The sequence below is a fragment of the Poseidonibacter ostreae genome (assembly GCF_009208075.1).
In the GTDB taxonomy this organism is placed as follows: Bacteria; Campylobacterota; Campylobacteria; order Campylobacterales; family Arcobacteraceae; genus Poseidonibacter; species Poseidonibacter ostreae.
Genome location: NZ_WFKJ01000083.1, coordinates 1 through 3919 on the forward strand (window position 1 = coordinate 1; position 3919 = coordinate 3919).

Annotated in this window: 1 protein-coding gene; it reads left to right on the forward strand. The window is 26.9% G+C overall.

The features are described 5' to 3' along the window. Positions 1 to 217: 217 nt before the first annotated feature. The gene (locus GBG18_RS14760) at positions 218 to 3709 is read left to right on the forward strand and encodes a transporter substrate-binding domain-containing protein (protein ID WP_152192303.1); all 3492 of its coding nucleotides are present in this window, start codon (positions 218 to 220) and stop codon (positions 3707 to 3709) included. Positions 3710 to 3919: the final 210 nt, after the last annotated feature.

Genomic DNA, 3919 nt, shown 5'->3' on the forward strand with positions numbered 1-3919 from the left:
CTGGAACTTTACTACTATGACGTTTTACTTGAAAAATGGATTGGTTAATTATAGTAAGAAGGATGAGAGAATTGATACTCTTTATGCTTAATGGTATCTCGCCAGTTTTGCCGAGGTATATATGTATCTTTTTCATAGAAAATGATACTACATTCCGAGATGTAGTAAAGTAGCGAATGCATTCGTAATATGAAGTCATTTAATAGTAAAATACACTATGAAAAAAATATTTCTACTATTATTTATGCTTATTAGCACCTCTTTATTCTCTTCTAATATTGACTTCACAGAAGAAGAGAAATCATTTATTAAAAATTCTCCTAAAATTAAAATTGCTTCAATGGATACTTATACTCCATTTAGTTTTATTCAAAATGGTAAGAAGATAGGTTTTACACAAGATTTAATAAAAATCATATCAAAGAAAAGTGGCTTAAAATTCGAAAAAATTGGAGGTCCTTGGCCTAAAGTTTACAAATTATTTCAGGATGGAAAAGTTGATATAATAACAGAAATATCATATAGAAAAAGTAGAGAATCATTTACTAGTTTTTCTGATGCTTATTATGAAGTACCAATCGGGGTTTTTACAAGAAAAGAGTTTGGTACGTATAGGTCTTTAAATGATTTGAAAGATAAAAAAATAGGGGTTATTCAAAATACGTATATAACAGAAATCTTTAAAAAAGAAAATTTAGATTTTGTTGAGTTTGATAAAGCAAATGAAAGATTTAGAGCCCTAGACAATGGTGAAATAGATGTCGTAATTAGTAATGCTTTAAATATGCATAAAGTTGAAGAACTGATGCTCTCAAACATAAAGTTGGCTGGTACCTTTATTCATCCAGATACGAAAAAAGAAGATTTAAGATTCGGAGTTCGTAAAGAAAATCCACTTTTATCTTCAATTATAAATAAAACACTTAACTCAATATCTTTTTCTGTTATGAGTGAATTAAAAGAAAATTGGATTTTTACTCTAGATACACCAAAATCTTATAATAAGTTGACCGATAAAGAAAGAGATTGGATTGTTAAAAATAAAGTTAACATTGGAATAGAAGAAGCAAAACCATACATCTATTTTGATAAAAGTAAAGATATTAATAGTGGTTTATATTTTGATGTTTTAAAAAAAGTGATTAAAAACACTGGGTTAAAAGTGAATTATACTAATTCTCCTTGGCCAATACTTCTAGAAGATTTTAAAAAAGAAAAAATTGATTTACTACCTGCAGCTTTCTATTCCAAAGATAGAGAAAAAATTGGTCATTTTAGTAATGAATATTATAAAGTTAGAGAATATATATATGTTTCTGATAAAAATAATGATATAAAAAACTTTAGGGACCTAAAGGGTAAGAAAGTAGCTGTAACTAAAGATTATGTGACAATAAAAAAAATAAAAAATAAATTCCCTGAAATTAATATTCGCGAAACTAAAGGATTACAAGAATCAATAACAAAGCTCTTAAATAAAGAAGTAGATGCATTAGTTGATTATCATCTTGTAGTTGAAAATTATATTCGTGATAATTCAATTATTGGGTTAAAAGATATTTCGCAAAATGATTTTGAAGCAATTTCTGTACATTTTTTATCAAATATTAAAAAACCAATTTTAAAATCTATATTAAATAAAGGCCTTAGTGATATTTCAAGAGAAGAAATGGGTGGGTTATTAAAAAATTGGGTTAGAAATCCATATAATTCTAAAAAAGAAGAGTTCCTTTCAACTAAAGAAATAGAATTTATTAAAAAGCATAAGAAAATAAGATTTGGAATAAGAACAAATAGACCACCATTTGTATTCTATGAGAACAATAAAGCCTCGGGTATTGCAGTTGACTATGTTAAAAAAAGTGCTGAGAATATGGGGCTAGAAGCAGAATTTGTTTATGAAAAAATGTCTATTATAGATTCTTACAAAATGTTGGAAAACAGAGAAATCTTTGATACAGTTTTATTTACTATTAAAAATGAAGAGAATGAAAAAAGATTTTCGATGGGAGATGCCTACCTCTCCTATCCAATGATGATAATAAAACATAAAAATTCATCTTATATTGGTTCGATGAAAGACTTATTTAATAAAACTGTAGTTTTAGAAAAAGCTTTTGATACAAACAAATGGATAAAAAGAGATTATCCTAGTATAAAAATTGTTAATGTAGCTAATACTGTTGATGCATTAAAGTATATTAATGAAGGAAAAGCAGATGCTTATATTGGTAACCTTGCCATATCAAACTATTTAAGTGTGTTTGGGGGATTAGATAATTTAAAAGTTGCAGCACCTTCAGGTTATGGAAATATTAATTATCATTTTGTAGCTCCTAAAGAGTGGCCAGAACTTGCGAGTATACTTTCAAAAGGGTTTAAGCAAATAAGTCCAGTTGAACACAGTGCAATTCAACAAAAGTGGTTTTCTCTTCAGACAATTGAAAAAGTAGATTATTCTCTATTATGGAAAATTGTATTAGTTTTATTATTGATTATCATTTGGATTCTTTGGTGGAATAGAAAGCTTAAACTTGAAAAAGAAAAAACAAATAAGGCTTTAGTTGAATTAGAAGAAATTAGAAGAAAAGAATTGGAATCAAAAAATAAACTTTTGCAGGTAAAAGAACAATTCAATCGTTTCTTTCACTTAGCAATCAATATACAGATTATCAGTACAACAAAAGGAATTATTAAAGAACTTAATAATGCCTCAAAAATTATTCTAGGATATGAGAATGATGAACTTATAGGCAAAAAATTTTTAGATTTTGTTCATCCTGATGATATCGAATCTACAGTAGAAGAAATGTCTAAACTGTCTCTTGGGAAAAATGTATATTTCTTTGAAAATAGATATATACATAAAGATGGTCATGTTGTTAATTTATTATGGTCAGCAACAACAGATGATTCAAATAATTTAATTTATGCTACAGCTCAAGATATTACTAATTTAAAAAGAATTGAGAGTGAACAGAAAGAAAAAGATGAACTTCTGTATGAGCAAACAAAACTAGCCTCTATGGGTGAAATGATAGGAAATATTGCACATCAATGGAGACAACCATTGTCAATAATATCGACAGGTGCAACAGGTATGAAGACTCAAAAAGAATATGGACTATTATCTGATGATATATTCAATGATACATGTGATGCTATAAATAATAATGCTCAGTATCTATCAAGAACAATAGATGATTTTAGAAACTTTATAAAAGGTGATAGAAGTAAAAAAGTATTCAATTTAGCAGATGATATTAATAGTTTTTTACACTTAGTTGAAGGTACAATAAAAACTCATCATATTAAGATAATTAAAGATGTCCAAGAAGATATAAAAATAAATGGTTATTCAAATGAGTTAATACAATGTTTTATCAATATATTTAATAATGCAAAATATGCTTTAGAGGAAAATGATAATAAGTTAATTTTTTTTACAACCTTAATTGATAAAGATAATGTAATTATAAAAATTAAAGATAATGGTGGTGGTATTGATAAAAAGATATTATATAAAGTATTTGAACCATATTTTACAACTAAACATCAATCAAAAGGTACAGGACTTGGACTTCATATAACCTATAAATTAATAGTTAAAGGGATGAATGGAACTATAAAAGCTCAGAATACAGAATATAAGTATAATGGTAAAAGTTATGTTGGGGCTGAATTTATTATAACTTTACCTATTAAATAACTTCCTCTTATTGATTTCCAATAGGACATGCAGAATCATACAAAAGCCTTCTAATAAGTAGGTCGCATTTTTGAATCGTGCTGAGAGTACCATTTTTAAAATTCCCTCAAGTGTACGTGTATAATAATTTCACAGTATCCTCATTTATAAAAAAGTATTACACGGACCAAAATGCCTAGAGTTGTTCCCTTAATATTTCTGTTTAACAAC

Excerpts from the sequence above, each read along its gene's own strand:
- GBG18_RS14760 (WP_152192303.1), top strand. The coding sequence starts at position 218 with ATGAAAAAAATATTTCTACTATTATTTATGCTTATTAGCACCTCTTTA.